A 24296-nucleotide genomic window follows, 5' to 3' on the forward strand; every position below is an offset into this window, starting at 1 on the left:
GCATCTCCTGTGGCCACGGTGGCGGCATTTCACTGGCGGCAAGATAGTAGACGAACGGCGTGTCGGGTGTCAGGATCCCTTATATTGCCCATCCGCGCGAGAGGTTCCATGGCCCGGCCGCCGGCTCGACCCGTCTTCCTGGATCTGCGCAGGATCCGCTTCCCGCTCAACGCGGTGGTGTCCATCCTGCACCGCATCACCGGCGTACTGCTGATCCTGGCCCTGCCGGTCCTGCTCTGGCTGCTGCAGCTCTCGCTCTCGGGTCCCGACGGCTTCGCCCGCGTGGCCGGCTGGGTCGGCCATCCGCTGGGCCTGCTGGTGCTGCTGGGGGTCCTGTGGTGGCTGCTGCATCACCTGTTCGCCGGCATCCGCTATCTGGCGATGGAATTCGGGATCGGCGAGGACCGCGAGGGCTCGCTGCGCACCGCGCGCCAGGCTCTGATCGCGGGGATCGTCGCCACCCTGATCGTCTGGGGAGGACTGTGGCTGTGAGACTCCTGAGCGGACAGCGCGCCTGGCTGCTGCAGCGGATCACCGCGGTGTATCTGGGTGTGTACAGCGTGCTGATGCTGGGCTACTTCATCTTCTTCGCGCCGGCCGATCACGCCCGCTGGGTGGCCTTTGTCGGGCATCCGCTGGTGGGCCTGCTGACGGCACTGGGTGTGGTGGCCCTGCTGCTGCACGCCTGGATCGGCCTGCGCGACGTGATCATGGACTACGTCCATCCCTTCGGCATCCGCCTGACGGTGCTGATCCTGTCGGCCACCGGCCTGCTGATCCTCGGCCTGTGGGCCTTCGCAATACTGTTCAAGGCATGGCTTTCATGAACGTGACCCGGCGCAAGTTCGACGCCCTCATCATCGGGGCCGGCGGGGCCGGCCTGCGGGCGGCCCTGCAGCTGTCCAACGCCGAGGCCAAGGTGGCCGTGGTGTCCAAGGTGTTCCCCACGCGCTCGCACACCGTGGCGGCCCAGGGCGGGGTGAACGCCGCGCTGGCCAACGTGCTGCCGGATTCCTGGCACTGGCACATGTTCGATACGGTGAAGGGCTCCGACTACCTCGGCGATCAGGACGCGATCGAATACATGTGCCGCGCCGCCTCCAAGGTGGTCTACGAGCTGGACCACTTCGGCGTGCCGTTCTCGCGCCTGGACAACGGCAACATCTACCAGCGTGCGTTCGGCGGGCAGAGCCAGAACTTCGGTCAGGACCAGGCCGCGCGCACCTGCGCCGCCGCCGACCGCACCGGCCACGCGATCCTGCACTCGCTGTACCAGCAGAACCTGCGCGCGAGCACCCATTTCTTCGACGAATATTTCGCGGTGGACCTGCTGCGCGATGCCGAGGGCCACGTGCTGGGGGTGCTGGCGTTCGAGATCCTCAGTGGCGAGCCGATCGTGATCGAGGCCAAGACCACGCTGATCGCCACCGGCGGGGCGGGACAGCTGTTCCGCACCACCACCAACGCGCTGATCAACACCGGCGACGGCATGGCGATGGCCCTGCGCGCGGGGATCCCGCTGGAGGACATGGAGTTCGTGCAGTTCCATCCCACCGGGATCGCCGGGCGCGGGATGCTGATCACCGAGGGCGCGCGCGGCGAGGGCGGCTATCTGATCAATTCCGACGGCGAGCGCTTCATGGAGCGCTATGCGCCGAACGCGAAGGATCTGGCCTCGCGCGACGTGGTCTCGCGCGCGATCGCCACCGAGGTGCGCGAGGGCCGCGGCTGCGGGCGCAACGCCGATCACGTGTTCCTCGACCTGCGTCATCTGGGCGCGGACACCATCATGCAGCGCCTGCCGGGCATCCGCGAGGCCAGCCAGACCTTTCTCAACGTGGACCCGATCGACGCGCCGATCCCGGTGTTCCCGACCTGTCACTACAGCATGGGCGGGATCCCCACCAACCGCGTCGGGCAGGTGGTCGCGCCGGTCAAGGACTCGCCCGAGGACCCGGTGCCGGGGCTGTATGCGGCCGGCGAGGCGGCCTGCGTGTCGGTCCACGGGGCGAACCGGCTGGGCGGCAACTCGCTGCTGGACATCCTGGTGTTCGGCCGCGCGGCGGCCAATCACATCCTCGAATACCTCGAGGAGAACCGCTATCACCGTCCGCTGTACGAATCCGCAGTGGAGCAGGCCATGGCGCGGCTGACCCGCTGGGACCGGCGGGATTCGGGCACCGGCGAAACCGAGTCGGTGGACGGGCTCAAGCGCGAACTGCGCAAGGTGATGGAGGACCACTGTTCGGTGTTCCGCACCGACGAGGTGATGCGCGAGGGCGTGGAGAAGGTGCGCGAGCTGCGCCGGCGCCTGGAGCATGCGGTGATCCATGACCATACGCCCACCTTCAACACCGCGCGGGTGGAGGCGATGGAGCTGGAGAACCTGATGGACTGCGCGATCGCCACCATCCGTTCCGCGCTGGGGCGCGAGGAAAGCCGCGGCGCGCATTCGCGCGTCGACTTCCCGGAACGCGACGATCAGCGCTGGCTGCGTCACAGCCTGTACTCGCTGGAGGACGACAGCCTCGACTACAAGCCGGTGCGGACTCAGCCCAATACCGTGGCCTCGTTCCCGCCGAAGGAGCGCGTGTACTGATGGAATTCTCGATCTACCGCTTCAATCCGGAGACCGACACGCTGCCGAAGATGCAGCCCTTCACCCTGCCCGACGACCAGGTGGAGCCGGGGATGATGCTGCTGGATGCCCTGCTGCTGCTGAAGGAGCAGGATGATTCGCTGGGTTTCCGGCGTTCCTGCCAGCACGGGGTCTGCGGTTCGGACGGCATGAACATCAACGGCACCAACGGGCTGGCCTGCGTGACCCCGCTGGAGGAGCTGGACACCCCGGTGACCCTGCGTCCGTTCCCGGGGATGCCGGTGGTCCGCGACCTGATCGTGGACATGACCAATTTCTGGGACCAGTACCGTGCCGCCGAGCCCTGGCTGGTGAACGACAGCCCCGAGCCCGAGGTGGAGCGCAAGCAGGACCCGGCCGACCGCGACGAGCTGGACGGGCTGTACGAGTGCATCCTGTGCGGCTGCTGTTCGGCGGCCTGCCCGTCGTACTGGTGGAACCCGGACAAGTTCCTAGGCCCCGCCGCGCTGCTGCAGGCGGCGCGCTTCATCAAGGACACCCGCGACGAGGCCACCGAGCACCGGCTGGACCGGCTGGACGATGCCTGGAAGCTGTACCGCTGCCACACCATCATGAACTGCACGCAGGTGTGCCCGAAGGGCCTCAACCCGGCGAAGGCGATCAGCGACATTCGCCGCACCATGCTCAAGCGTTCGCTGTGACGGAACCCGACAGCCGCATTCGCTGGCGCTGCCGTCGGGGCATGCTGGAGAACGACTGGCTGCTCGGGCAGTTCCTCGCGCACGGATATGCGCAACTGGACCAGGAGGGTCGTGATGCCTTTGATCGGCTGCTGGATTATCCGGACAACGTCCTGTTCGCGGTGGTCATGGGTCGCCAGACAACCGCGGATGCCGGGATAGCCCGGCTTGTGCCGCTCATCCGCGCCGCCGCTGCGGCTGCGCCTGCACCCTGATCCACGGCTCGAACGGGCGATCGCGGCCGGGCAGTACCTGCTGGGCGGGGCCGTGCTGGCGTATGCGCTGATCCATGCCGAGTGGTGGACCGGGCCGTTGGTGTTGCTGCTGATCGCCATCGCGCTCGGTTGGGGCCGTTACCGGCCGCAACCGCGCTTCGACTGGCTGGGCTGCACCGCACACGGGCGCTGGTGGCTGGCTACCGCCGACGGACTGCGCCAGGAACGCATCCACGATATCGAGATCCTGCCGGACACCCGGGTGTTCGCGTGCCGGGTGCTGCTGCGCTGCCGTCCTGCGGCTGGCGGGCGGCCGCTGACCCTATGGCTGTACCCGGGGCGGATGGATGCGGAAGACCTGCGGCGTCTGCGCATGCGGCTGCGCTGGCCCGCGCCGGGTCCGGCGGAATCCGGGGAGCCGGTGAGGCCTCGCGACGTGATCGCGCGCGGCGTTGCTATACTTGGCGCACTGCGAGCAAGCGGAGGCCGGATCATGGCGGGAGACCCAACGCGTCCCGACAACGCACAGGTCATGGTGGACGTGTCGCACCTGCTGAGCGACGACCCCGATCACGTCTACAGCGAGGAGGAACTGGACGCGATCGAGGAGCTCGACCCCGAGCTGGCGCTGCGGCTCGACCGGGCCCAGACCCACGCGGAGCGGGAACAGGCCGACGTGCCGGCCGACGGCCCGATCGACGAGGACGCGGTGCGCGCGGCCATCGAGGAGGCGCGGCGCATCCTGATGCAGGACGGCGGCGATATCGAGTTCGTCGAACTGGACGGGCGCACGGTGCGCGTGCGTCTGAAGGGCGCCTGCGTTGGCTGCCCGCGTTCCACCCTGGACCTGAAGAACGTGGTCGAACGCCTGGTGCGCTCGCGCGCCCCGGGCGTGGCGTCGGTCGCCAACACCTTCTGAAGACCGTCAGCGGTCGCCGGCTGCGGCGGATGCAGCTGCAGCGGGCGCAGCGCCCGTGCCGGTATCCGGGCGGCGCGGGATGCGCGCAACGGCGGCTTTCAGCGCCTGGCGGTGGTGGCGCCGGCCGGTCTCGTCCAGCGGCGCGAAGCGCAGGGCGTTGTAGTGCCGGGCAAAGTCCTCCAGGGCCTCCTGGTCCTGCGGCCGTGCCGCGGCCACGCGCCGTACCCAGGCATCCACGCTCTCGTGCGCAGCATGCGCCAGGCCCGCGCGACGCAGGCGGCGCGACAGGCGCAGCAGGGCGCGCTGTGCCGGATCGCGGCGTTCGCGGCCGCGCAGCAGCATCCACAGCGCGACCCCGGCGGCCAGGGTGCCGAAGCTGACCCCCAGCGCGATCAGCACGCTGCGCCAGTCCCGCGGATCGAGGCCGAAGCGCTCGAACAGCTCCCGCTGGCGTTCCGGGGTAAAGGCCAGCACCCAGGTCTCCCAGCGGAACCCGATGAATTCCCGCCAGTCCTGCAGTTCGAAGCGTAACTGCTGCAGCCAGGGCAGCCCTTCGCGGTCGAGAAACGCCGGGCGTTGTTCGCCCTCCGAGGGCGACAGGCCCTGCAGGCCCTGTTCGATGCGTTCCGGAGCGATCGCGCCGGTTGGGTCGACCCGCATCCAGCCATGACCCTCGATCCAGACCTCGTTCCAGGCGTGCGCATCGGCGTTGCGCAGACGCAGGTAGTCGCCGCGGTCGCGCCATTCGCCGCCGAGATACCCCACCACCACGCGGGCGGGGATGCCCGCCGCGCGCATCAGCACCGCGAAGGCCGAGGCGTAGTGCTCGCAGTACCCGGCATGGGTCTCGAACAGGAAGGCATCGGTGGGGTCACCGTCGGGAACCGGTGGCTGCAGGGTGTAGCGATAGGGCTCGCCGGAGAAGCGCGTCAGCGCGGCTTCGACGATGGCGCGCGGATCGTCGTGGGAGGCCGCCCAGAGCTGTGCCTGGGTACGTGCCTCTGGCGCGGTGTCCGGGGGCAGCGCCAGCGCACGCTCGCGGGTCTCGGAATCCAGTTCCGGGGTGTTTTCCTCGCTGCCCGGATGGGCCGACAGATCCGCCGCGGCGGAGTACTGGATGCGCGAGGTCACACGCTCTTCGCGAATCACCTGATGGTTGTCCCGCAGCACGGCGTCGTCGGGCAGTTCGGCCGGGTAATCCAGCACCGGCAGGTAGCGTGCCCGGGTCGGCTCGAGGGTCACGGTGTAGGCCACGGTGTCGCCGTCGGTCTCCGGCACGTCGATGGCGGAACCGTCGCGGTCGGCCCGCCACTGGCGCCCGTCGAAATCCGTCATCACCATGCTGCGCCAGTACTGCTGGCGCGGCGGCGGGACGTCGCCGTCGAACTCGACCCGCGCGGAGACCGATTCGTCCTGCAGCAGTTCGGCGATGTCGCCGGGGTTCATCTCGTCGGACAGCCCGGTCCGCGCGGTGTCGTCCCGGTCCTCGCGATCGCCCCACAGCGGCCCTTCGATGCGCGGGAACACGATGAACAGGATGATCATGAACGGCAGGGCATGCACCAGCATGGCTCCGGCGCGGCGGGCGAGAAACTGCGGCGACAGCGGGCGGGCGGCGTGCAGCTGCACCAGGGCCGCCGTCAGCAGCAGCGCCCCCAGCAGCGACCACAGTCCGATCCAGAAGGCCTGGTCGAAGAAATACGTGGTGACGATCACGAAATAGCCGAGGAACAGTGCGATGACTACGTCGCGCCGGTTGCGGGCCTCCAGCAGTTTCAGGGCGATCATCACCAGCAGCAGGGCGCTGCCGGCCTCCTGACCGAACAGCGTGCCGTAGTGCCCCAGAGTCAGAGCACCCGCTCCAACGGCCAGCACGCTCATCACCCACAGCGAGGGCGCGCGCGTCCCGCGCCAGTGCACCCAGGCGCGCAGCAGCACTGCCAGCGCCATCAGCAGCGTGACCCAGGCGGGCTGGTACCAGGCATGCGGCAGCGCGGCCACCGGCAGCGCGATCAGCGCGATGCCCAGCCCGCGCAGTTCGCCGGGCGGCGGCGCGGGGCGGGTGAGCCAGCCGTCCGTCACGCCGTGACCTCCGACGGCAGCGGTACCGGTTGCGTGCGGAAGCGGGCCAGCGTCTGCAGGCAGTGATCGCGGTGTTCCGGCCCCTGAGCCGGGTCGATGTGCCGGCCCGGCAGACGCAGGCCCCAGGTGCGTTCCTGCGCATGGGCCTCCAGGACCTGGTGGCAGAGCATCGACAGGCGGGTTTCGGTGTCGCCATGGGGCAGGGCGTCGTAATCCAGCCAGACATCGTTCTGCACGCCGCCGGGGCTCTCGCGCACGTGCAGCTTGCCGCTGCGGGCGAAGGCCTTCCAGATGATGCGCCCGGGCGGGTCGCCGGGCCGGTAGGGACGGATGTGGTCGGGTGGTTCCTCGGAACGTCCGCGGGCCCCGGTCTCCTGGTCCCCGTCGTCCTGGCCGCTGGCCGTGTGCCCCGGGTCCAGCGGTCGCGGGTAGACCAGGATCTCGGTGTCCAGATTGAGCCAGCTCCAGGCCTCCAGTACGCCCAGCGGGAAGCGGGTGTCCACGCGCTGGCGCGGCAGGTGGTAGACCCCGCGCGGCAGGGCCGGCAGCGGGATGCGCGCATCGGCGTGGCCGCCGGCCGGGATTGCTACGGGGGCACCGGCATGTCCGCCGATCCGCGCGTAGACCGCTTCGCGCGCACGACCGTCGGTTTCCGCAATGCGCAGCCGGGCCTCCCCCGGCGTCCCGGCGAACATCGGGTCCACCGGCAACGGGCGTATCTCCAGTCCCAGCAGGTTGCGATGGGTGTACCAGATCGCGTTGTGGCCGATGCCGGCCAGCAGGAAGGTCAGCAGGAACGCCATGTTGTTGGCGTAATTGATCGACCCCAGCAGCATGATCAGGATGATGCCCAGCAGGGTGTAGCCGGCCCGGGTCGGCAGGATGTAGATGCGGTCGCGGCCGAGGCGTGCGTGATCGCCATCATGGGCGTGGCGGCGGTTGATCCAGCGGATCGCGTCGTCCCGCAGGCGCTGCCAGGCGCCGCGCAGGCGGTCGCGCCGGTTCAGCGACTGGGTACGCATTCCAGCAGGGCCTCCACGGTGCGGGCGGGATCCTGCGGGTCGCGCGCGCGGACGCGGTGGCCGGCCACCGCCGGCAGGATCCGGGCGATGTCGTCGGGGGTGATGTAGTCGCGGCCATCGAGAAACGCGTGCGCCCGCGCCGCGCGCAGCAGGCCCATGCCGGCGCGTGGCGACAGGCCGTGGGCGAAGCGCGCGGTGTCGCGGCTGGCACTGATCAGTTCCTGGAGATAGTCGAGGACCTTGGGGTCGGCATGCACCGCGTCCACCGCGGCCTGCCACTCGGCCAGCTGTTCCGGGGTTGCCATCGTCTCCGGCGCCGGGTGCCCGGTGTCGCCGCGGCGTTCCAGCAGGTCGCGTTCGGCCCGCGGGTCGGGGTAACCCAGTTCGATGCGCATCAGGAAGCGGTCCATCTGCGATTCCGGCAGCGGGTGGGTGCCCACCTGTTCCTCGGGGTTCTGCGTGGCGATCACGAAGAACGGCTCCGGCAGGTCACGGGTCGCGCCTTCCACGCTGGCCTGGCGCTCCTCCATGGCCTCCAGCAGCGCGCTCTGGGTCTTCGGAGGGGCGCGGTTGACCTCGTCGGCCAGCAGTACCTGGGTGAAGATCGGCCCGGGGTGGAAACGGAACTCGCCGCTGCCCTGTTCGAACACGGACACCCCCAGTACGTCGCCGGGGAGCAGGTCGCTGGTGAACTGCACGCGCCGGTAGTCGAGGTTCATCGCCCGCGCCAGGGCATGCGCCAGCGTGGTCTTGCCGACCCCCGGCAGATCCTCGATCAGCAGGTGGCCGTTGGCCAGCAGGCAGGTCAGCGCCAGGCGGATCGCCCGCGGCTTGCCGAGTAGGATCCGGTTGAGGGCCTGTTCTACCCTTTGCAGGGCATCCGTTCCCGTTGTCATGGCGTTCTCGGGTTTCGTGTTGGGTCTGCAGAGTATGTGGCGGGCGGAAGGTTCCCGTTCATTTATGGAGTGTCCCCGCCCCGGTTGCACGGATACCATGGGCCGACATCCGCCGGAAATACGCCATGAATCCAGCCGCAGGGGGGCAGCGCGCACCCTTCCAGCATGATGCCACAGACGGGGACCCACCCGGTCTGAGGTTGTCGGGCACCCTCGACATCGCCGCCGTGGAGCGGGCCTGGGGCCCGCTGCGTGAGCGTGTGCGCGCACTCGCGCGGGAGGCGGGTGACGGCGTCCTGCGGGTCGATGTTTCGGCACTGGAATTCTGTGACGGAGCGGGCGCGGCGCTGCTGCATGCCCTGCAGCGGGATGCCGCCGCCTGCGGGGTCTCGCTGGAACTCGACGGTGCCGGCCACATGATCGAGGAACAGCTGGTTCCCTACCGCGAGCTGGAGGAGGTGACCCCGGTGCGCGGTGACCGCCGGGCCGGCTGGCGCCACCGCACGGTGCAGGCGGTGGGGAAGGTGGGGCGCGCCGGCTGGGAACAGATGGCCTTCATCGGCGAGCTGGGGCGCGCTCTCATGCGGGCGTTGTGGCATCCGCGCCAGGTACGCTGGAGCGACACCCTGCGGGTGGCCGAGGCGGCCGGATTCCGGGCTCTTCCCATCGTGTCGCTGATCGCCTTCCTGATGGGGGTGATCCTCGCGTTCCAGTCGGCGATCGCGATGCGTCAGTTCGGCGGGGAGATCTTCGTGGCCAATCTGGTGGCGGTGTCGCTGTTCCGTGAGCTGGGCCCGCTGATGATGGCGATCCTGCTGGCGGGACGCTCGGGGGCGGCGTTCGCCGCCGAGATCGGCACCATGAAGGTCAACGAGGAGGTCAATGCGCTGCAGACCATGGCCCTGGATCCGGTGCGTTTCCTGGTGGTGCCCAAGGTCCTGGCCGGGATCCTGGTGGCCCCGCTGCTGGCACTGTACGCGAACCTGATCGGGCTGCTGGGCGCGGGGCTGGTGCTGCAGGGATTCGGCATCCCGTGGGTGGCGTTCTTCAATCAGGTCACCGGGGCGGTGTCGCTGTCGGACCTGTTTTCGGGGCTGTTCAAGGCGGGGGTGTTCGGTCTGCTGGTGGCCAGCGTGGGCTGCCTGCGCGGTCTGCAGACCGGCAACGGGGCGGCCGCGGTTGGCAGCTCGACCACCAGTGCGGTGGTCACGGCGATCATCCTGATCGTGGTGTTCGACGGGCTGTTCGCGGTCCTTTTCTATCACTTGGGGGTCTGACCGATGACGGCTGCGGAGGCGGAACCGGTGATCCGGGTCGAGGGCCTGACCATGGGCTTCGATGATTTCGTGCTGATGCGCGATCTGAACTTCGAGGTCCGGCGCGGCGAGATCTTCGTGATCCTGGGTGGCTCGGGCAGCGGCAAGAGTACGCTGCTCAAGCACATGATCGGCCTGTATGCGCCGCAGGCCGGGCGGATCTGGATCGGCGGCGAGGACATCGCTCACGCCGACGGGGCCCGCCTGGAGACGATGCTGCGGGGCATGGGGGTGATGTATCAGATGGGCGCGCTGTTCGGCTCGATGACCCTGCTGGAGAACGTGCGCCTGCCGCTGGAGGAGCACACCTCGCTGCCGCGCGCGGCGATGGACGCGGTGGCCCGCGCAAGGCTGCAGCTGGTCGGCCTGGGGGCGTTCGCCGATTTCGTGCCCTCGGAGATCTCGGGCGGCATGCAGAAGCGCGCGGCCATTGCCCGGGCGATGGCCCTGGACCCGTCGGTGCTGTTCCTGGACGAGCCCTCGGCGGGTCTCGACCCGATCACCTCGCGCGAGCTGGATCGGCTGATCCTGCGGCTGGCCCGCAGCCTGGGCATGACCATCGTGATCGTCAGCCATGAGCTGGCCAGTATCTTCGCCATCGCCGACCGGGTGATCATGCTCGACAAGGAGAGCCGCGGTATCGTGGCGGACGGCGATCCACGGCGTCTGCGCGAGGAGTCCGCGCATCCCTGGGTACGGCGCTTTCTCGGCGGCGAGACCGGGGGAGCCGAAGTGGATAATCAAGAGGTGTCCGCATGAGTTCCCTGCAGCATTTCCGCCTGGGCCTGTTCATTCTGGGCGGGCTGGCCTCGCTGGTGATCATCCTGCTGATCGCGACGGCGGGCACTTTCTTCCGGCCGTCGATGATGATCGAGACCTACATGGATTCTTCGGTGCAGGGTCTCGAAGTGGGTGCGCCGGTGAAGTTCCGCGGGGTGCAGATTGGCGAGATCACCCAGCTGGGGTTCACCTCGGTGGAGTACGAGCAGGACGTGCCGCCGGCCGAGCGCAAGCGCTACGTGCTGGTGCGGGCCCGGCTGTGGCCCGACCGCTTCGCCACCACGCCGCAGGAGGCCCTGTTCGAGGACGACGTGCTGGAACAGCTGGTGGACGCCGGGCTGCGGGTGCGCATGGCGGCCCAGGGGATCACCGGGATGAACTATCTGGAGGCGGATTTCAGCGATCCGGAGGAACACCCGCCGCTGGACCACCCCTGGGACCCCGAGTACACCTACCTCCCGTCGGCCCCCAGCATTGCCATGCAGTTCATTGAATATGCCGAGAACCTGCTGGAGCGCATCGACGAGATCGACATCGAGGGCGTGATCGGGAATCTCAACAGCCTGCTGGTCAATCTCGACGAGACCGTGTCGAGCATTGACGTGGAGGGCATTGCCGGGCGAACGGACGACCTGATTGGCGAGCTGGAGACCACGGCGACCAGCGCCGAGCGCATCATGGAGTCCGTCGAGAATCTCCTGGACCATCCGGATACGCAGGCCCTGCCGGGCGAGACCCTCGAGACCATGCGTCAGCTGCGGCGCACCGCGGAGCAGGCCGAGATCGGCGAGCTGGTGGAGAAGATCGAGGGGATGGTGGATCGGCTGGATCGCGGCGTCGAGGTGAACGAGGCCAAACTCACCGAGACCCTGGAAGAACTCCAGAACACCACGCGCAGCCTGCGCAGCCTGTCGGATGACGTGCGCCGCAACCCGGCGGGGACGCTGTTCGGCGCACCGCCGCCGCGCAGTACCATGGATCGAGACAACCGGGACGAGGAACGCTGATGATGCGCGTGGTATTGCTGGCGGTGCTGGCCGCCTTCCTGCTGGGCGGCTGCGGGCTGCTCGCCGAACGCGAACCGGTGGACCGGGCTTGGTTCCTGCTGGAATTGCCGGAGGAATCCGATGCGCAGCTCGCCGACGACGCAGCGGCGCCAGTGGCGGTCGAACTGGGATCGGTACGGGTGGCGCCGGCCTACGCCGACAAGGGGCTGGTCTACCGCCTGGGGCCGCACGAATATGAGTCGGACTACTACAACGAGTGGTTCCTGCGCCCGGCCGAGCAGGTGGAGCAGCTGCTGCGCGAGCGCTGGACGCGCGAGGACGGCGACGTGCGGCTGGTGGATGATGCCCGGGCCGAACGTGCGGCCGGGCAGCCGGTGATCGAACTGCACGTGCTGGTCACCGCGCTGTACGGGGATCTGGACGCGGGGGGCGAAGAGGACATCGCGCGGGTGGGCCTGCGAGCCCGGCTGGGGGGTGCCGAGCGAGCCGAACTGGCGCACTTCGAGGCGGGCGAACCCCTTGATCGCCGCTTGCCGCAGGCGCTGGTGGCGGCGTTGTCGCGCGGGATGGGGGATACGCTGCAGGGGCTGGAAGCGAAGCTGGAAGCCTTCGCCCGGGCCGAGGCAGAAGCGTCATGACGGCGGCGGTCACGGTCCACGACTTCGAGGTGACCCGGGCCGACGGCGCCCGCCAGTCGCTGGCCGAGTACCGGGGCGAGGTGTTGCTGATCGTCAATGTCGCCTCGCAATGCGGTTTCACCCCGCAGTATGAAGGCTTGCAGGCCCTGCAGGAGGCGTATGGCGAGCGGGGTTTCCGGGTGCTTGGGTTCCCCTGCAATCAGTTCGGCCGGCAGGAGCCCGGCGATGCCGATTCGATTCGCGTCTGCGGGCTGCGCTATGGCGTGAGCTTTCCGGTGCTGGCCCGCATCGAGGTCAACGGTCGGGGTGCCGATCCCCTGTTCGCGCACCTGCGGTCGGCGTGTCCCGGAGCCCTGGGCACCCAGCGCATCAAGTGGAATTTCACCAAATTCCTGGTGGGGCGGGACGGCCGGGTGATCCGCCGCTTCGCGCCCATGCGGCGCCCGGAGGAGCTGCGCGCCGCCATCGAACAGGCGCTGGACGAGCCCGCGCCGGCCCGTGCCGAATGAGCGATCGGGATGACCTGCACTGGATGGAGCAGGCGCTCGCACAGGCCGAGGCCGCAGCCGCAGCCGGCGAGGTACCCGTGGGCGCGGTGCTGGTGGACGCGGATGGTCAGCTGCTGGCCGCGGCCCACAACGCGCCCATCGCCAGCTGTGATGCCACCGCGCACGCCGAGGTCCGCGTCCTGCGCGAGGCGGGGGAACGCCTGGGCAACTACCGTCTGCCCGGCACCACGCTCTATGTGACCCTGGAACCCTGTTCGATGTGTACCGGCGCCATCATCCACGCCCGCGTGGCGCGGCTGGTGTACGCCGCGGCCGATCCACGCACCGGGGCCACCGGCAGTGCCATCGACCTGATCCATCATCCGGCCCACAATCACCACGTGGAGGTCACCGGCGGCGTGCTGGCCGAATGCGCCGCGACCCAACTGCGTGACTTCTTCCGCGCCCGTCGGCGCAACACGCCGGCCGTCGGGGACGACGATAAGGCACAGCCCGAACCCGATCCGCAAAGGAAAACTTCATGATCCGAATCCGCCACATGCTGCTGGCCCTGCCGCTGGCTGCGGGCCTGCTGGTCACGGCCGTTGCCGCAAACGAGATCCATAGCGTGGAAGCCCTGAACCAGGCACCGGAAGAGCTTGAGGGCGAGACGGTGCGTCTGGAAGGTATCATCGCGCAGGTCAGCGAGGACATCATGGGCCGCAATTTCCTGCGGCTGGTGGATGGCACCGGCGAGTCCGGTGACTTCATCACCCTCACCAGCCAACAGACCGCCGAGCCGGGTGATCGGGTGCGGGTTGAAGGGGTCTACGTGCTCGAAAGGGACTTCGGAGCCGGTTATGTCTACCCGGTCCTGATCGAAGAGGCCCGCCTGAAGGATATGGACGACTGACAACATGCCACCGCGACGGTGCTGACGCGATGTGAAGGCATCGAACAACCGCGCTGTCGGGTTGCCTCGCGCTACAGGCCGTTCCGGGCGAGCAGTTCCGGGATCCGGCGCTTGAAGCGGAAGAAGCCGTGGGTGGCATGTGGCCAGGCGAGTTCGTCCCAGGTCCGGCGCAGTGGAATGACATCGATCCCTTCTTTCGCCAGCTCCCGGGCGACGATATCCAGGGCCTCGGCCAGGGGGCCGACGGGCGCCTCGGGTGTCGCGATGGTGGTCACGCCCGCGGCGGCGCACTGCACCCGGAGTTGCTCTGCATGGATTTGCGGGAGAACGGTTGCGGGCTGCTGCAGGGCCTCGCCCGCGTGGCGCGCCGCATCCTCGGCCAGTGTGTCGACCCAGTGGGCGGTCGTGGCACCAAAGGGCCAGGGGATGTCGGGGTGGCCGCGTCGGGCGACGGCGATTGCCGCCACGTCGGTTCCCGCCGGCAATACTTCCTGACCGCTGAAGTCGTCGCCATGCAACAACAGGAGCACGCGCCGTCCGCGCGGCAGGGTTCGCGGGCCCGGGAGGGCGCTGGCGGGAGGCGCTGTCTCGTCGCGGATCGCGGGCGCTTCGGACGCCAGACCCTGCGGGCCGAACCGATGGTCGGTAAAGCGGGCAATATTGTCGGTCGTCGCGAGGTAGGTCTTGCCCGGCGTCTGGATGCCGGCGACCCAGCGCCAGCCCAGGGTGTTGGAGGCGGGATCGGCGTCGAGCAGATGGCGCAGGAAGAAGTCCGCCCCCAGTGTCCACGGCAGCCTCAGGGTGAAGATCCAGATCGAGGCGAACCACATGCGCGCGTGGTTGTGCAGATACCCGGTTGCGACCAGTTCGCGGGCCCAGTGGTCGAATCCTTCGACTCCGCTGCGTCCGGCCTCGGCCGCGGCAACGCGCTCGCGCAGGCCATCGTCTTCGGCAAGGCGTGACCGTTCGATGTCACGTTCCGCCAGGAAGGCCCGCCAGACCCCGGGGCGCATCTGCAGCCAACCCTTCCAGTAGGTCCGCCAGAAGACCTCCTGAACGAACTTCTCGGCCGCCTCGGGTGCATGCCGGGCCAGCACCCGCGCGATCACCTCGTGTTCGCTGATGGCCCGGTGACGGATGTAGGGCGAAAGCAGCGACACGTTGTCGCGTTCACCGCGTCCGGGATCGTGGTTGCGCCGGGCCGCGTAGTGATGGCCCGCACGCGGGGCAAAATCCGACAGCCGCTCCAGGGCGGCTGCCCGCGACGGCGGGAAAAGGGCGGCGCGACCGTCCGGGGCTTCGCCGTCGGCGTCGACGACGCCGTTCACGAGCCACCCGTTCGCGGGTCGGGAAGGGTTTCCAGGACCGCGTCTGCGAGGGCCCGACCACTGTCGAATGCCGCCTCTACGCGTGGTCCCAGGGCCCAGTCGCCACAGGCACCCAGACGCTGCCCGGCGTCCCAGAGGCACGGCCGCCCGGCGGCCTGCTCGACCCGCGCGTACAGCCATCGGTGGACCTGATGGTGGAGCAGGCGGGCGGAGCCGAGCAGGGGCCGCAGAGCGGTCAGTAGCGGATGCGCCAGTTGATCCGGGTCTTGCTGGATGTGCTCGCGTGACCAGTCGGGACCGGCGTGGGCCACGAGGGTCTCGGATTCCGCGTTACGGCCGGGTTTGGTGCCGTTCCGGGCAACCCATGAAAGTGGCTGACCGGACAATTCGCACGATGTTTCGTGCAGGTCGGTGGAGCCTTCGACGGCGGCCATCAACGCAATGCAGGGGGCATAACGAACGCCCGCGAGCGCCGCAAAGCCCGTTCCGGCGGTGGCCGACAGTTCGGCGGCCTGCGGTGCGGGCAGGGCGAGCAGGACTGCATCGAACGGGCCCTCGAGCCCCGCATGTTCAGGCGTCGACTCGAGCTGCAGATGCCAGGCACCGTCGGAACGTCGAAGCCGCTCGACCCGGGAGTTGCGCCGCACCTCCAGGGGCGCAGCCAGCGCGCCGGCCGGGGCCGTCATGTCGGGACGGCCGACGTACCGGTCGGTTCCCCACGCCGCCACCGCACCCTGGTCCTGCCAGGCGTGCACCTGGTGGCGAAAGTCTGTGCCACGAGCGGTGAAATACTGGGCCCCGTGATCGAAGCTCAGGCCATCCGTGTGCCGCGTGGCCATGCGTCCGCCGAGGCCCCGGCTCTTCTCCAGCACGAGACAGTCATGGCCGGCATCGTGCAGCCGTCGGGCGGCTGCGAGCCCGGAGATCCCGGCGCCTATGATGGCGATGCGTGCCACCACCCCTCAGCCGCCCGTCGGGACCATGGGGCGCACGCGGGAGAACCCGCCGTCCACCGACAGGACCTGGCCGGTGACCCATTCGGCCTCGTCGGACAACAGCCATGTGACGGCCCGCGCGAGGTCTTCCGCCTGCCCGTAACGCTGCAGCGGATACTGCGCTTCGATCTGCGCCTCGGCACGCGGGGAGGCAAACAGCCGTTCGGTGGCGCCCGTCCGTGTCAGCCCGGGGGGCGATCCCGTTGACCCGGATGCCGTGGCCCGCGTAGGTCGCCGCAGCGGCCGGGACCAGGCTGGCGATCGCGCCCTTGGCCATCGCAATCGCCTCGTGATTGGCGACGCCGATCTGGGCGACGACCGAGCTGAACAGAACGGCGCTGCCCCGGGGTTCGTCCGTCTGGAGTCGGGCCTTCACCCAGGCGCGCAGGGTGTAGAAGGCGCTGTCCTGGTTGGCCGCCATGCAGTCGCGATACTGCGCCTGTGTGGTTCGGTGCAACGGGGCCAGCAGCGCGCTGCCGGCACAGTGAGCGAGTCGCGCAGGGGGCTCGCCGAAATGTGCGGCCGCCCGGACCACGGCCTGATCCGCGCCTTCCGCGGTGCTGACATCCGCGACGATGGTGCATGCCTCGAGGTCATCCGGAAGCTGCCCGCGAAGGGCGTCCAGTCCCTCGGCATTGCGCGAGACGAGAGCAACCCGGTCATGGGCGGGATCGAGCGATCGCACAAGCGCGCTCGCCACCCCGCCGGTTGCGCCGGTCACCAGTACTGTTCGTTTGCTCATCTCGCGTGGGTCCTTCGGGGTTTTTTCCGGGTCGATACACAGCGTTCGTCCCGGTTCCGACGGGCGAGTTCAACCGGGGTCTTTGGTGCTCGTCGCGCAGTGCAATCGTCCCGCCTGAATGCGGCGGGGCGGGGCGTCAGGTTCGGCCGATCAGGGCCGGTTCGCTGCGGCAATCGTCACCGATGTCGGTCCAGGCATGCCGCGCGCAGCACGATCCATGATTTCTTGATCCCGGGATTCCCGACTGGGCTCGGGTTCCGGACGCAAGCTTGTCACAGGTAGGCGGCGGTTCGATGAAGAATCGCATGGCGATCCGCCAGGGCCGTGATGTCGCGGTCGTAACCGCCGCCGATCACCGCTGCCACGGGCACGGCCCTCTCGCGACAGACCTGCAGCACATGCCGGTCCCGCGCCTCGAGGCCCGCATCGGTCAGCTCCAGATGCCCCAGCCGGTCCGCCTGGTGCACGTCGACGCCGGCGTCGTAGACCACGAGATCCGGGCGCACGTCGTCGATCAGGGTCGCCAGGGTATCCCGCAGGGTGGCCAGATAGGCATCATCGCCAGTGCCCCGGGCGAGTTCGATGTCGTGGTCGCCGGGCGTCTTGCGCGCCGGGAAATTGCTCCCCGCATGCATGGAGAAGGTCACCACCTCGGGGGTGTCCGCGAAGATGGCGGCGGTGCCGTCGCCCTGATGCACGTCGAGGTCGATGATCAGGACGCGTCGGACCCAACCCCTGGCCCGGGCGTGCGCTGCCGCCACCGCGATGTCGTTGATCAGGCAGTAGCCGCTCGCGAATCCCGCGTGGGCATGGTGAGTGCCGCCGGCGGTGTTCAGGGCCAGTCCGTCGCTCAGCGCGGCCTCCACGGTCAGCAGGGTGCCGCCCGTCTCCAGCCGTACCCGCTCCACCAGCGCCTCCGACCACTGAAATCCGCTGCGCCTCTGGGCAGCCCTGCTGGTCTGGCCGGCGAGGAAGGCATCCAGGTAGGCCGGTGTATGCACGCGGGACAGGGCGTCCCAGGAGACGATATCCGGCTGCACCCATTCGAACGCCGTGTCGGACAGCCCGGTTTCCAGCCGCTCCCGCAGGACCCGGAACTTGGCCATCGGAAACGGATGCCCATCGGGCAGTTCGATCGTGTACCCCGGATGATGGATCAGCTTGAGCGGCATACAGCGAACCGGGCCTTCAGTCGGCGGGCTTTCGTGCCAGCAGCATGTAGTTGACGCTCATGGATCGCGACAGCCACATCCGGCGGGTGAGCGGATTCACCTTCACCCCCGTCTGCGCCACGGGCTCCAGGCCGTCCCGCGCCAGCAGATCGCGTGTTTCGCGGGGCGTGACAAAACGCTTCCACTGATGCGTGCCTCGGGGCAGGATGCGGAACAGGTACTCGGCACCGACGATCGCGACCACGAACGACACCGGATTGCGATTGATGGTGGCCAGGAAGGTGTGGCCGCCGGGACGCAGCATGCGGTTGACGCTCGCCATGAATGCGGGCAGATCCGCTACATGCTCGACCACCTCCATGTTCAGGATCACGTCGAAGTCCTCCCCGCGCTCGGCGAGGGCCTCCGCCGTATTGACCTCGTAGCGGATATCCAGGCCCTGCTCGTCGGCATGCAGCCTCGCCGCGGCGATGTTGCGGTCGACCACGTCCACGCCCAGCACGTCCGCGCCCAGGCGGCTCATGGCCTCGCTCAGCAGCCCGCCGCCACAGCCGATGTCGAGCATGCGCAGGCCGGTCAGCGGACGCTCGGCCTTCGCGTCCCGTCCGAGCGAGCGGCAGAGCTGGTCACGGATGTAATCGCTGCGCAGGCCATTCAGCACGTGGAGCGGCCAGAGTTTTCCGTCCGGTTGCCACCACATCTGGGCCAGAGCGCGGTAGCGTTCCACCTCGGCGGGATCAACGGTTCGGTCGTGTTCGGGATGGGGGGAGGTCATAGGCTGCGTTGCTCGCCATCGGCATCAAGGTCTCTGTCTGACCATATGACGACGGTTTTGATCGCATCCGCTCGTGCACAGGGTACCCGCCCCGGAAAAAAGAGCGGATATCCGGGGTCCCGGGCGCCGGAGCGAAGCCTGACCGGGAGCTTGTCGGGAGTAAAGAGGCCCCGAATCTCGGGTCAGGTGATAGATCACGCTTGCGAAGCGATCTGTAGAGCCCCGGCTGATCAATTCCGGGCGCGGGCGGCCTCGATGCGTTCCATCAGCAGCCGCTTGAGGCGTTTGGGGTTGGAGACATGCTGCATGTGGAACTCGCCTTCGTCGCCCCCGCCGCTGGATGACACCTCCAGTGACCCCACCAGCAGCAGCCGGTCGACGATGCCGCGCCGGATGGTCGGAATCCGCGCGTTCTCGTAGTACATCGCGCGCTCCTTGTTGGCCACGAGACCAATGGAGGCGTGCATGTAGTCCGCATGCAGGGTCCAGGTGAAGTAGTAACGGGACAGGGTGATCCACAGCGCGACGATCAGCGCCCCCAGGATCCCCGTCGCCATCCCCAGTACGCCGACGCCGGTCTCTCCCAGCAGCGGGAGCTCCAGGCTGGTGGCCGCGATCCGCTGCAGGAATTCCGCGTCCTGATCGGCCAGCCACGAAACGCCCGCGGGCGCGGCGAGTCCGCCCGCCAGTAACAGGAACAGCACGATCAGTCGGCCGTAAAACGCACGGACGGCGGGCCGGATCACGATGGTTTCGGAAGTATCGCTCACGTTTTATCCTCTCTCCGTTGCCGCTACGCGGGAAGCGCTGTCGCGAGTGCGGTGCGTCATAATGTGCATCACCCTCGATCCTCGAGACCAGCGGGGCTGTGCGGTGCTCGACCGAAGGATTTCGGTTGGGGCACACTGGATCCGACAGCTAGTTAGTACTGTTTTCTGCGAGTACCATGATCTGCAAGCTCGGCATTCTCGGTATTCGCCCTGTGAATCAGATTAATAAGCGACCAAGCCTTGAGGATTGACCGAGGTGACCGAAAATGCCGAGCCTCGCGCGAATGATGAACTCCTGACCGCACTGGGGCTTGTGGCGTCCTTTCACGGGCGTCGTGTAACGCCCGAGGCACTGGTCGCCGGTCTCCCGCTGGACGGGGGGCAACTGACCCCCTCGCTGGTGGAGCGTGCCGCGGAACACGCGGAACTCTCGGCCCGCCACACCCGTGCCCCGCTGGCGCAGATGGAACCCGCCTGGCTCCCGGCCCTGATCCTGCTGGAGCCGGGTCGGGTCTGTGTGCTTCTGCGCCTGGATTTTCACAATGATCGCGCCACGGTGCTCTGGCCGGAGTGGGGCGATGCCGAATCCGAGGTCCCACTGAGCGAGCTTGAGGCCCGGTACGGTGGCCATGCGATCTACATCCGGCCCCGCTTTCAGCTGGACGCCCGGGGCACGGAAGTGGAGCCGCGGCATCGCCACCACTGGTTCTGGGACGTCATCCGCGAGAACCGTCGGCTGTATCGGGATGTGATCGCCGGATCCGTCGCGATCAACCTGTTCGCGGTGGCGATGCCGCTGTTCGTGCTCAATGTCTATGACCGGGTGGTACCGCACCACGCGACCGAGACCCTGTGGGTGCTCACCAGCGGGATCCTGATGGTGCTGGTGTTCGACCTGGCGCTGCGGCTGCTGCGCAGCCGGTTCGTGGATCGGGCCGCCACCCGGGCCGACGTGAAGCTGTCCTCCCGACTGATGGGCCATGTGCTGGGCATGCGCATGGAGGCGCGACCGGCAACGACCGGGTCTTTTTCGGCGGTTCTGCAATCCTTCGAGTCGGTGCGTTCGTTCATCGGCTCGGGGACTGTGGTGGCCCTGGTGGATCTGCCTTTCGTGCTGATGTTCGTGGCGATCATCGCGCTGATCGGCCCGCCAATGGCGATCCCCGTCATCGTCGGGATCGTGTTCGTGCTGCTTTATGCGATGGCGACCCAGCGCAAGCTGCACGAACTTTCGGAGACCACCTGGCGGGTGGGCGCGCAGCGCAACGCCACGCTGGTGGAGTCGGTCTCCCAGCTGGAAACCCTCAAGGCCACACGCGGTGAATCCCGGGTCCAGAGTATCTGGGAGCAGGCATCCACTTATCTGGCGCGTATCTCGGCGGAGCTGCGGGTGCTGAGTGCCTCGGTGTCCAGCGTTGCACTGTGGGCGCAGCATACGGTGGCGGTCAGCGTGGTGGTGGTGGGCGTGTACCTGATCATGGATGGCGCCCTCACTCAGGGCGGGCTGATCGCTGCGTATCTGCTGTCTTCGCGGGCGATGGCCCCGATCAGCCAGGCCGCCGGTCTGCTGGCCCAGTACCACCAGTCCTCCACCGCGCTGGAGTCGCTCAACTCGGTGATGGAGTCGCCGCTGGAACGCCCGCAAGGCAAGTCCTTCGTGGACCGCCCGGTGGTCGAAGGGCGGATCCGGTTCGAAGGGGTGGGGTTCAGCTATCCGGACGCGGGGCGCGAGGCGCTGCGCGACGTGGATCTGAGTTTCGACGCCGGTGAGAAGGTGGCCCTGCTGGGGCGCGTCGGATGCGGCAAATCCACGCTGGCGCGGCTGCTTCTCGGTCTGTATGTCCCCGCGGCCGGGGCGGTACGCGTGGATGACGTCGACATCCGGCAGATCGATCCGGTGCGGCTGCGCAGCCATATCGGCTACGTGCCGCAGGAGCCCGGGCTGTTCTACGGCACGCTGCGCGAGAACATCGTACCGGCCAACGGGGCCGCCGTGAGCGACGCGGCGCTGCTGCGCGCGATCGAGCTTGCCGGCCTTGGAGATCTGGTCAACGCCCATCCCGAAGGCGTGGAGCTGCATGTCGGAGAAGGCGGGCATCGTCTGTCGGGTGGGCAGCGCCAGGCCGTGGCCATCGCGCGGGCCCTGGTGCACGAGCCGCGCATCCTGATGCTGGACGAGCCGACCAGCGCGCTGGATCAGTCCGCCGAGGAAGCGTTGATTCGGCGGCTGAAGGACGCAACGGCCGACTGCACTGTCCTGGTGGCCACCCACCGCCAGTCGCTGCTGGCCCTGGTCGATCGCGTCGTGGTTCTGGACGCCGGTCGGGTGGTGGCGGATGGTCCGCGCGACGAAGTGCTGACCGCGCTGCGCGAAGGCCGGATCCGGAGGGGGAGCTGAGATGGCCGGCTCGGACAGGCGCAGCGCGGAGCAGAAGGGGTTCGAGGCCGTCGGTCGCGCGTCCGGCCGGGGTAGTCGTCCCCTGCGCCCGCTCGTGGAACGCCTGTTCGGGGGACATGCACGGCAGGTCTCGCTGGAACGCGACTGGGAAAACGACGCCGAGTGGGCCCGGGTGCAGCAGGAGCCCGTGCGTGCGCGGCGGTTCCTGTATCTGGTGCTGGCGGTCTTCGCGGCGCTGGCGGTGTGGTCGTACTTCGCGATGATCGACGAGGTGACGCGCGGGACCGGTCAGGTGATCCCCTCCAGTCAACTGCAAAGGATCCAGAACCCGGATGGCGGGGTGGTCCAGGAGATCATGGTGCGCGAGGGCCAGCGGGTGGAGGCGGGCGAGGTCCTGATGCGCATCGACCCGACCCGTTTTGTGGCGGATTTTCGTGAAAACCGCACGCAGTCCCTGGCGCTGGAGGCCCGCGCGGCCCGTCTGCGCGCACTGATTCGGGAGGAGCCCTTCCAGCCTTCGGAAGAACTCCTGCGGGAAGCGCCGGGCATTGTTGCCGAAGAACGCGATGCCTATGACAGTCGAAGGGAAGAGCTGCGCGAGCAGCGCCAGGCCCTGCAGGAACAGCTGATGCAGCGGCGCGAGGAACTGCGCGAGGCCGAGTCCCGGCACTCGACGGCCGGACGCGAAGTGAGTATGGCCAGCCAGGAACTCGAGCTGACCCGCCCGCTGCTGGAGAGCGGGGCGGTTTCGGAGATGGAAATCCTGCGCCTGGAGCGGGAGGTCTCCGTGGCGCGGGGCGAGCGCGAGCAGGCGGGAGCCGCCGTATCGCGGCTGGAAGCCGCGGTGGAGGAGGCGGAGACGCGTCTGCGCGAGCTGGGTGCCGAGCGCCGCGCGCAGTGGCGCGATGATCTCGTCCAGGTGACCTCGGACAAGCAGGCACTGGACGAGTCCGGCGCCGGCCTCGCGGACCGGGTCCACCTGACGGAGGTGCGCGCGCCGGTGGATGGCATCGTGCAGCGCCTGCATGTCACGACCATCGGTGGGGTGGCCCAGGCCGGCCATGATCTGGTCGAGATCGTCCCCGTGGACGACCAGTTGCTGGTGGAGGCGCGCATTGCCCCGCAGGACATCGCGTTCCTGCATCCGGGGCAGGAAGCGACGATCAAGCTGACCGCCTACGACTTCAACATCTTCGGCGGTCTCGACGCCGAGATCGAGCATATCAGTGCCGACACCATCACCGACGATGACGGTGAGAGCTTTTATCTCGTGCGTTTTCGAACCCGCGAGGAAGTGGATGGACGGATGGAGGTCATTCCCGGGATGACCGCCGACGTGGATGTCCGAACCGGGGAACGTACGGTCATGCAGTTCCTGCTCAAACCGTTGTTGCGGGCGTGGTCCGACTCGCTCGGGGAACGCTGATTGTGCGTTTCAGAGTATTCTGTGATGCGTATCACGTTTTTGCGCTGGCATAAGGCCGGCGATGGAGAGGAACCATGATGACGGCCAAAGTGATTTCGATGGTAGGCGACGCCTGGGTGCGGGATGCGGAAGGTAACCTGCACGAGTTGCGCCCCGGGCAGACCCTTCAGGAAGGGGAGACCGTCGTCACGGCCGATGGTGGCCGGGTGGTTCTGGATACTGAAACGCACACTGCGGTGGTGGTCGTGGGCGGGGCGGATGAGCTGACGCTTACACCCGACATGATGGCGGATTCGGAGCAGGCAACCGGCTCCGCAGAAGAGACGGATGAACTCGACCCTGAAGACGTCGAGCGGATGATCGACAGGCGAGTCGAACTGGAGGGTACGCCAGCCGCCGAGCTCGAGCTGAGCGACACCGGGGAGCCGGACGACGCCGGTCCCGAAGAACCGGAAGTGGAATCGGATCCGGATGAGGACGGCCACAATTGGGTGCGCCTTGATCGCGTCGGGGACGAAACCGAGCAGAGCTATGTCTACCGAGTGGGTCGTGTGGCCGATGAGACCGAGCAGTTCTACGCCTACGACGGCTATGAAACAGACGATCGCGAGTGGGAAGCCCGCGGGGGCGAAGAGGGCGAAAGAAGCTCCCTGCCCGATGGCTCGATCACCGTCAGCCTTGCAGCCGTGAATGCAAGCAACATTGCGGATGCGCCCATATCCGGCACCACGACGGGAGTAAACGAGGGACAGTCCGTAAGCCTCGTCATCAGTGACGGCAACCCGAATACCGACGATGTGCTCGCGACGGCGACCGTTGGAGAGGACGGCACCTACAGCACCAACGCGGATCTGAGCGGTCTGCAAGAAGGGGATTTGACGGTCACCGCGACCGTTGAAGATCAGGCGGGTAACGATCAGACCGCGACGGACTCCTCGATCCTGGACACCACACCACCCACCGTCGAGGTGATGCTGGACGATGAGGGTGCGCCGCTGGCTGCAGGCGAAGAGACCTCGATCACGATCGACTTCAGTGAAAAGGCGTTTGACGTCGACAGTGGAGAGGCGCTGAC

Annotated in this window: 24 protein-coding genes and 1 pseudogene; 16 read left to right on the forward strand and 9 right to left on the reverse strand. The window is 68.2% G+C overall.

Annotation, left to right across the window (positions count from 1 at the left end):
* Positions 1 to 108 precede the first annotated feature (108 nt).
* Genes sdhC through D571_RS0110090 form a run of 6 tightly spaced genes read left to right on the forward strand, consistent with a single transcriptional unit; the run spans position 109 to position 4473 of the window.
* Positions 109 to 492: a succinate dehydrogenase, cytochrome b556 subunit gene (gene sdhC / locus D571_RS0110065; RefSeq protein WP_018936561.1), complete on the forward strand. Its 384-nt coding sequence runs from the start codon at positions 109 to 111 to the stop codon at positions 490 to 492.
* The gene (gene sdhD, locus D571_RS0110070; protein WP_018936562.1) at positions 489 to 827 is read left to right on the forward strand and encodes a succinate dehydrogenase, hydrophobic membrane anchor protein; all 339 of its coding nucleotides are present in this window, start codon (positions 489 to 491) and stop codon (positions 825 to 827) included. The genes sdhC and sdhD overlap by 4 nt, the downstream gene beginning before the upstream one ends.
* Positions 824 to 2599, forward strand: a complete 1776-nt coding sequence (gene sdhA / locus D571_RS0110075; RefSeq protein ID WP_018936563.1) for a succinate dehydrogenase flavoprotein subunit — start codon at positions 824 to 826, stop codon at positions 2597 to 2599. The genes sdhD and sdhA overlap by 4 nt, the downstream gene beginning before the upstream one ends.
* The gene (locus D571_RS0110080) at positions 2599 to 3300 is read left to right on the forward strand and encodes a succinate dehydrogenase iron-sulfur subunit (protein ID WP_018936564.1); all 702 of its coding nucleotides are present in this window, start codon (positions 2599 to 2601) and stop codon (positions 3298 to 3300) included. The genes sdhA and D571_RS0110080 overlap by 1 nt, the downstream gene beginning before the upstream one ends.
* Positions 3301 to 3341: 41 nt before the next feature.
* A complete protein-coding gene (locus tag D571_RS0110085) occupies positions 3342 to 3554 on the forward strand; it encodes a succinate dehydrogenase assembly factor 2 (protein ID WP_018936565.1) in 213 nt (70 codons plus the stop codon).
* Positions 3508 to 4473: a NifU family protein gene (locus tag D571_RS0110090; RefSeq protein WP_018936566.1), complete on the forward strand. Its 966-nt coding sequence runs from the start codon at positions 3508 to 3510 to the stop codon at positions 4471 to 4473. Before D571_RS0110085 ends, D571_RS0110090 begins: the two co-directional genes overlap by 47 nt.
* 6 nt (positions 4474 to 4479) lie before the next feature.
* Here D571_RS0110090 and D571_RS0110095 read toward each other — a convergent pair whose 3' ends face one another.
* Genes D571_RS0110095 through D571_RS0110105 form a run of 3 tightly spaced genes read right to left on the reverse strand, consistent with a single transcriptional unit; the run spans position 4480 to position 8473 of the window.
* Entirely contained in the window at positions 4480 to 6555 is a 2076-nt protein-coding gene (locus D571_RS0110095; RefSeq protein ID WP_018936567.1) for a DUF3488 and transglutaminase-like domain-containing protein, read from the reverse strand.
* Entirely contained in the window at positions 6552 to 7577 is a 1026-nt protein-coding gene (locus tag D571_RS0110100) for a DUF58 domain-containing protein (protein ID WP_018936568.1), read from the reverse strand. Before D571_RS0110100 ends, D571_RS0110095 begins: the two co-directional genes overlap by 4 nt.
* Entirely contained in the window at positions 7559 to 8473 is a 915-nt protein-coding gene (locus D571_RS0110105; RefSeq protein ID WP_018936569.1) for a MoxR family ATPase, read from the reverse strand. The genes D571_RS0110100 and D571_RS0110105 overlap by 19 nt, the downstream gene beginning before the upstream one ends.
* Before the next feature lie 125 nt (positions 8474 to 8598).
* Between D571_RS0110105 and D571_RS0110110 the strand changes: the two genes are divergently transcribed.
* From D571_RS0110110 to D571_RS0110140, 7 genes are read left to right on the forward strand one after another with little or no spacing between them, the layout of a single operon-like run.
* Positions 8599 to 9750 carry an ABC transporter permease gene (locus tag D571_RS0110110; RefSeq protein WP_026287769.1) on the forward strand — a complete coding sequence of 384 codons (1152 nt, stop codon included), beginning with the start codon at positions 8599 to 8601 and terminating at the stop codon, positions 9748 to 9750.
* Positions 9751 to 9753: 3 nt separating this feature from the next.
* Complete coding sequence (locus D571_RS0110115; protein ID WP_018936571.1) at positions 9754 to 10548, forward strand: ABC transporter ATP-binding protein; 795 nt, start codon at positions 9754 to 9756, stop codon at positions 10546 to 10548.
* A complete protein-coding gene (locus D571_RS0110120) occupies positions 10545 to 11576 on the forward strand; it encodes an MlaD family protein (RefSeq protein ID WP_018936572.1) in 1032 nt (343 codons plus the stop codon). The genes D571_RS0110115 and D571_RS0110120 overlap by 4 nt, the downstream gene beginning before the upstream one ends.
* Positions 11576 to 12214 carry an ABC-type transport auxiliary lipoprotein family protein gene (locus D571_RS0110125; RefSeq protein ID WP_018936573.1) on the forward strand — a complete coding sequence of 213 codons (639 nt, stop codon included), beginning with the start codon at positions 11576 to 11578 and terminating at the stop codon, positions 12212 to 12214. Before D571_RS0110120 ends, D571_RS0110125 begins: the two co-directional genes overlap by 1 nt.
* On the forward strand, positions 12211 to 12723 hold the full coding sequence (locus D571_RS0110130; RefSeq protein ID WP_018936574.1) for a glutathione peroxidase: 513 nt from the start codon (positions 12211 to 12213) through the stop codon (positions 12721 to 12723). Before D571_RS0110125 ends, D571_RS0110130 begins: the two co-directional genes overlap by 4 nt.
* Positions 12720 to 13247 (forward strand): tRNA adenosine(34) deaminase TadA, encoded by a 528-nt coding sequence (gene tadA, locus D571_RS0110135; protein WP_018936575.1) that lies wholly within the window; start codon positions 12720 to 12722, stop codon positions 13245 to 13247. The genes D571_RS0110130 and tadA overlap by 4 nt, the downstream gene beginning before the upstream one ends.
* Entirely contained in the window at positions 13244 to 13615 is a 372-nt protein-coding gene (locus tag D571_RS0110140; protein ID WP_018936576.1) for a hypothetical protein, read from the forward strand. Before tadA ends, D571_RS0110140 begins: the two co-directional genes overlap by 4 nt.
* 71 nt (positions 13616 to 13686) lie before the next feature.
* On the opposite strand, the gene D571_RS0110145 is transcribed toward D571_RS0110140, so the two are convergent.
* The 6 genes and pseudogenes from D571_RS0110145 to D571_RS0110170 all read right to left on the reverse strand — a co-directional run bounded on the left by D571_RS0110145 (position 13687) and on the right by D571_RS0110170 (position 19397).
* Positions 13687 to 14943 carry an FAD-binding domain-containing protein gene (locus D571_RS0110145; protein WP_018936577.1) on the reverse strand — a complete coding sequence of 419 codons (1257 nt, stop codon included), beginning with the start codon at positions 14941 to 14943 and terminating at the stop codon, positions 13687 to 13689.
* Complete coding sequence (locus tag D571_RS0110150; RefSeq protein WP_026287771.1) at positions 14940 to 15899, reverse strand: NAD(P)/FAD-dependent oxidoreductase; 960 nt, start codon at positions 15897 to 15899, stop codon at positions 14940 to 14942. Before D571_RS0110150 ends, D571_RS0110145 begins: the two co-directional genes overlap by 4 nt.
* Before the next feature lie 6 nt (positions 15900 to 15905).
* Positions 15906 to 16680: pseudogene (locus tag D571_RS13710) on the reverse strand (SDR family NAD(P)-dependent oxidoreductase).
* 272 nt (positions 16681 to 16952) lie between these two features.
* Complete coding sequence (locus D571_RS0110160; RefSeq protein ID WP_018936580.1) at positions 16953 to 17852, reverse strand: histone deacetylase; 900 nt, start codon at positions 17850 to 17852, stop codon at positions 16953 to 16955.
* Between the two features lie 16 nt (positions 17853 to 17868).
* A complete protein-coding gene (ubiG, locus tag D571_RS0110165; protein WP_018936581.1) occupies positions 17869 to 18627 on the reverse strand; it encodes a bifunctional 2-polyprenyl-6-hydroxyphenol methylase/3-demethylubiquinol 3-O-methyltransferase UbiG in 759 nt (252 codons plus the stop codon).
* A 230-nt stretch (positions 18628 to 18857) separates the two neighbouring features.
* Positions 18858 to 19397, reverse strand: coding sequence for a PH domain-containing protein (locus tag D571_RS0110170; protein ID WP_018936582.1), 540 nt, complete (start codon positions 19395 to 19397; stop codon positions 18858 to 18860).
* A 247-nt stretch (positions 19398 to 19644) separates the two neighbouring features.
* Here D571_RS0110170 and D571_RS0110175 point away from each other — a divergent pair, with 247 nt between their 5' ends.
* From D571_RS0110175 to D571_RS14455, 3 genes are all read left to right on the forward strand, one after another.
* Positions 19645 to 21795 (forward strand): type I secretion system permease/ATPase, encoded by a 2151-nt coding sequence (locus D571_RS0110175; protein ID WP_018936583.1) that lies wholly within the window; start codon positions 19645 to 19647, stop codon positions 21793 to 21795.
* Between the two features lies 1 nt (position 21796).
* The gene (locus D571_RS0110180; RefSeq protein ID WP_018936584.1) at positions 21797 to 23221 is read left to right on the forward strand and encodes an HlyD family type I secretion periplasmic adaptor subunit; all 1425 of its coding nucleotides are present in this window, start codon (positions 21797 to 21799) and stop codon (positions 23219 to 23221) included.
* Between the two features lie 74 nt (positions 23222 to 23295).
* The coding region (locus tag D571_RS14455; RefSeq protein WP_018936585.1) for a hypothetical protein at positions 23296 to 24296 on the forward strand (1001 nt) is incomplete at its 3' end.

Origin of the sequence: Thioalkalivibrio sp. ALJ24, assembly GCF_000377785.1 — a bacterium.
Taxonomy (GTDB): Bacteria; Pseudomonadota; Gammaproteobacteria; order Ectothiorhodospirales; family Ectothiorhodospiraceae; genus Thioalkalivibrio.